The organism is Nitrospira sp. ND1, from assembly GCF_900170025.1.
In the GTDB taxonomy this organism is placed as follows: Bacteria; Nitrospirota; Nitrospiria; order Nitrospirales; family Nitrospiraceae; genus Nitrospira_A.
Genome location: NZ_FWEX01000001.1, coordinates 1 through 3,716 on the forward strand (window position 1 = coordinate 1; position 3,716 = coordinate 3,716).

Annotated in this window: 5 protein-coding genes; 2 read left to right on the forward strand and 3 right to left on the reverse strand. The window is 58.2% G+C overall.

Annotated elements, in window-relative coordinates:
- Nucleotides 1-104 precede the first annotated feature (104 nt).
- Both NSND_RS00005 and NSND_RS00010 read right to left on the reverse strand, forming a co-directional pair.
- Entirely contained in the window at nucleotides 105-515 is a 411-nt protein-coding gene (locus tag NSND_RS00005) for a response regulator (RefSeq protein WP_159450535.1), read from the reverse strand.
- 295 nt (nucleotides 516-810) lie between these two features.
- Nucleotides 811-1,161, reverse strand: a complete 351-nt coding sequence (locus NSND_RS00010; protein ID WP_080877020.1) for a hypothetical protein — start codon at nucleotides 1,159-1,161, stop codon at nucleotides 811-813.
- 389 nt (nucleotides 1,162-1,550) lie between these two features.
- On the opposite strand from NSND_RS00010, the gene NSND_RS00015 reads away from it, so the two are divergent.
- Together NSND_RS00015 and NSND_RS00020 are read left to right on the forward strand one after the other, a co-directional pair.
- Entirely contained in the window at nucleotides 1,551-1,976 is a 426-nt protein-coding gene (locus NSND_RS00015; protein ID WP_159450536.1) for a CBS domain-containing protein, read from the forward strand.
- Between the two features lie 27 nt (nucleotides 1,977-2,003).
- A complete protein-coding gene (locus NSND_RS00020; protein ID WP_080877022.1) occupies nucleotides 2,004-2,366 on the forward strand; it encodes a DUF488 domain-containing protein in 363 nt (120 codons plus the stop codon).
- Between the two features lie 328 nt (nucleotides 2,367-2,694).
- Here the strand turns inward: NSND_RS00020 and NSND_RS00025 are convergent, their stop codons facing one another.
- On the reverse strand, nucleotides 2,695-3,351 hold the full coding sequence (locus tag NSND_RS00025) for a CHASE3 domain-containing protein (protein ID WP_080877023.1): 657 nt from the start codon (nucleotides 3,349-3,351) through the stop codon (nucleotides 2,695-2,697).
- Nucleotides 3,352-3,716: the final 365 nt, after the last annotated feature.

A 3,716-nucleotide genomic window follows, 5' to 3' on the forward strand; every position in this document is an offset into this window, starting at 1 on the left:
CGTCTCCCGAGAAGAAGGTAGTGGGGTGCGCACTGGTTCTGCTAGCTCCATGGGTGTCCTCTCCTGGTTGTGGGGGAGGGGTCCATTTCACATGATGACAGGGGTCAATTTGGCATGATTACTGACATCGGGGAGCAACAACTACAAGCCGCCTCTACGGCAGACTGCAACGTCCGTAACAGCCCCTGCGAATCGAAGGGTTTCGGCACGAGAGCACAGGCGCCTTGCATTTTCAGGATCACGGGCAAATCCGTATGCTCGGCGGACAGGAGCACGGTCGGAGTCTGGGGCCACATCAGGCGACTCAGCAGCAGGAACTGCTCCCCATCCAGGCGAGGCATGCGGTAATCCGCGACCACCGCATCGAAACGCCGCTTCTTCATTTCGGCCAGGGCTTCCATGCCATCTTCCACCGCATGCACGGTATACCCGGCTTCCTCGAGCACCACGGCCAGCAGGCGCCGCACACTCTCCTCGTCCTCCGCAATCAACACACGTTTTCCATATCCTTCCATGGCACCTCCTCCCTCCGACTGCATTCCAACAACGGAACACCCTCATTCCTTCCGTCACGAACATAATCCCGTCCGCCCCAACGGCATAGCTACTCTGGTTCCGGTTTCCATAACCGACGAATCCATATGCCTCTGCGTTGCGGACCAGGGCGAACCCTTCGATGAAGTTGTTCCGGAAGGCGTCGTGCCAGGCGGATTAACGGATCTTCCACATTGCCGCAATTGAGGCAACGCGTGACCGACACCCACGTATGCGACACTCCTTCGCTGGGACTAAACAGGTTTTCGGCCACCATCAGACCCCGACATCGACTGCAGGACATCCTTTGCCTCCTTCGATCACTCGCACCCGCCGTGCTGTCCTGTCCATCGCAACATCGCCATCACATCTTGAGGGCCCTTCGGACATCAGGGACGGGCGTTCGCTCCCCTGCTGCCAGACCACTTCGTAATCTGCGGCCAACGGTAGCAGGTCCACATGGCCTTGGCCTCGGAGCCGGTTCAACGCCGCAAACAATGCCTGCCAGGTGTACAATGGGAGGGATTCGGCCAGGGTGAGGAAGGTCAGCCGCCGGTGGTGCTGCAGCAAACCGAGAATCTGCTCGTCGATGGCGCCATCGCCCGGAGAAATAACCTGAGGGTCCATCACGCACCTCCATTGTGGACAGAGCGGACTACTCGCTTCACGTGTGGTCCAGCCCATCCCCGGAGACGTTGCAATATGCGATCCTGCTGACGGCACACATCCAGCGAACGGAATCCGCCATTCAGCAATGGTTACGGCATGCTCACTCCGCATCCAGCTGCCCTTAACCGGGACATTCCGCACTGTCTGCCCCGTGCGGAATCGCTCGCACCCACAGGATCATTGCCTGCAACGGCGCAGGAATTCAGGAAATCGCAACCCATCCGGACGGGCACTTCGCTTGCTGAGCTGATGAACACGAGTTCGCGGGAACAGCGCTGGCCGCAGTTCATCGACCTGCCACACATCTCGCACCCTCGATGGCTGTTGCCGCATCGAAAGGAGACATCATGAGTCGCGTAGGAATTCCAGCTGACGGTTTCAAAACCGTCGGACAAATCGTCGGAACCAATACGATACAATTCCATACCGTACAGGATGGCATGACGATCACCATCGAGTTGCTTTCCGCGCATGTGTCCGGCGGACCGGTGTTGGATGCAGAGGGCCGCTATGTGGGATTCATCAGTGAATTTGATATCCTCAAGGCTCTTGAGGCAGGAAAGGACTTGAACAGTCTGACGGCGACAGAGCTGATGGCCAAGGATCCCATTGCCGTCCGTAAATCGACACCGATACCGGATGCCATCAAGCTCATGGCAGACAACCACTTGCTGAACCTCCCTGTCGAGGAGAACGGAGAGGTGACCTATTCGGTGACCAGGCACGACCTGCTCCGTGCATCAGTCGGTCTTGCCGTAGGCATCGAAGAGTAGCCGCGCGCGACTTGTTGCTGTGCAATCATGATTCGAATCAAACGGGTCTACGAAACACCAAACGCGCGCGATGGGATTCGGATTCTGGTCGACCGGATATGGCCGAGGGGATGCACGAAGGAGCAGGCGCGCCTCGATGCATGGCGAAAGGAAGTGGCGCCCAGCACGGCGCTCCGCACTTGGTTCGGCCATGACCCGGCAAAGTGGCTGGAGTTTCAGACACGTTACCGCAAGGAACTGAGCCGACCGGAACAGAACCGCGCGATCGAAGATCTCGCCCGGCTCGCACAAGCACAGACCGTCACACTGCTCTATGGGGCATCAGACAAGGAACATAATCAGGCCGTGGTCCTGAAGGAATGCATCGACAGTGCGAAGAATCGCGTTTAGCTCGCCAACCCCCAGGTGCTCCAGAGAGCGACCGCGGCAATCGCCAACATCACCCAGGCCAACTCTCGATCTCCGACTTTCTTGATCATCCGTACCATGGGCTGACTCCTTGTTTCGTATGCGTTCACTGTGATGAACGTCTTTAAAGCAAGGCACATGCCATTACTCATGAACGGAATTCCAATGGTTTTTAGATTTTCCCAGCCTCAAATCGAGCGAATTCGCACGCTACGCACTGTGCGAATCGACACATGGAGAGCGATACGGGGCGTAGATCGCGACAGGTAACTGAATCGAGGGGAGGAACGACTCGATAGCCCGGATAGACTCACAGAAGAGGTCGAGGGTTCGGCGCCAGCACGGTCCTATTCGGAAGAAGCGCCGCTCTCGTCAGGAAGACACACACCATGATCCCCAGACTTTCCACCAACAACAGCTGCCAGCGTGCTCGTTGCAGCCACGAGTCATAGGTCATAGGTTCACTCGGCAGTTCGCGCTCAATGCGCACTTCAAAATCCCCGATGGCTTTTTCGATGGTCAGGAACAACGCCCGACCACTCCCTCCCCGCACATACGAGCGGACGAGGTCCTGCTGCTCCGCCCCGATGACCGCCAGCAATCTCTGTTTGCTCTCCACGAATTCATCAAGCCGGGCCGAAAGCACACTCACTCCGGCCTGCAAACCCGGAGTGGTGGCGGTCAAATCGGTCAATTGAGCCAGTCCTGTCTTCAATCGATTCTCCGCCAGCCGAATCGGTTCGAGAAACGACTGCTGCTCCGTGAGCAGATAGCCGCGAAAGTTCGTTTCCACCTCCAAGACCAACCGTTGCAACTGCGCCACGTTGCCGAGAATTTTGGAACGGTGGAGCTGCCGCTCCTGCTGTACCCGCCATTGCTCGAACAGGAACAGGTGGCCGAAGAACACCGCGGCTAGCGCAGCTATGGCGACGATGAGGAACCCTATGAACCGTCCCCGGATATTCATCACTCTCTGTCACGCATTCCAAGCCTCAGACAATCAGCGGATCGAAACGTGATGGCGCCCCTTCGGCCTTCGCCCGGACTTCGCCCACGCTGCATGGCATCATCGGCCAGTAACAGGCGGGGGCAGTCCCCGTGAAGGATCGCTCCCTCACGAAGACTACCCGCCGGCCTTCCTCTCACAGGATCGGCGGCACAGGCCCCAGCGCAACGCCATGGTTGCATCCGTGCGCGACCCTCGACTTACAGCCAGTTCACGCGCTCGGCCGGCCGAATGTAGATCGGCTCTTCGACCTGAATACGCGCCACTTCCTTGCCCGACTTGTTGAAGCCCAACACGGTATCGTTGTACATGTCGAACCGCTCCGC

Excerpts from the sequence above, each read along its gene's own strand:
- NSND_RS00005 (WP_159450535.1), bottom strand. The coding sequence starts at position 515 with ATGGAAGGATATGGAAAACGTGTGTTGATTGCGGAGGACGAGGAGAGT.
- NSND_RS00010 (WP_080877020.1), bottom strand. The coding sequence starts at position 1,161 with ATGGACCCTCAGGTTATTTCTCCGGGCGATGGCGCCATCGACGAGCAG.
- NSND_RS00015 (WP_159450536.1), top strand. The coding sequence starts at position 1,551 with ATGAGTCGCGTAGGAATTCCAGCTGACGGTTTCAAAACCGTCGGACAA.
- NSND_RS00020 (WP_080877022.1), top strand. The coding sequence starts at position 2,004 with ATGATTCGAATCAAACGGGTCTACGAAACACCAAACGCGCGCGATGGG.
- NSND_RS00025 (WP_080877023.1), bottom strand. The coding sequence starts at position 3,351 with ATGAATATCCGGGGACGGTTCATAGGGTTCCTCATCGTCGCCATAGCT.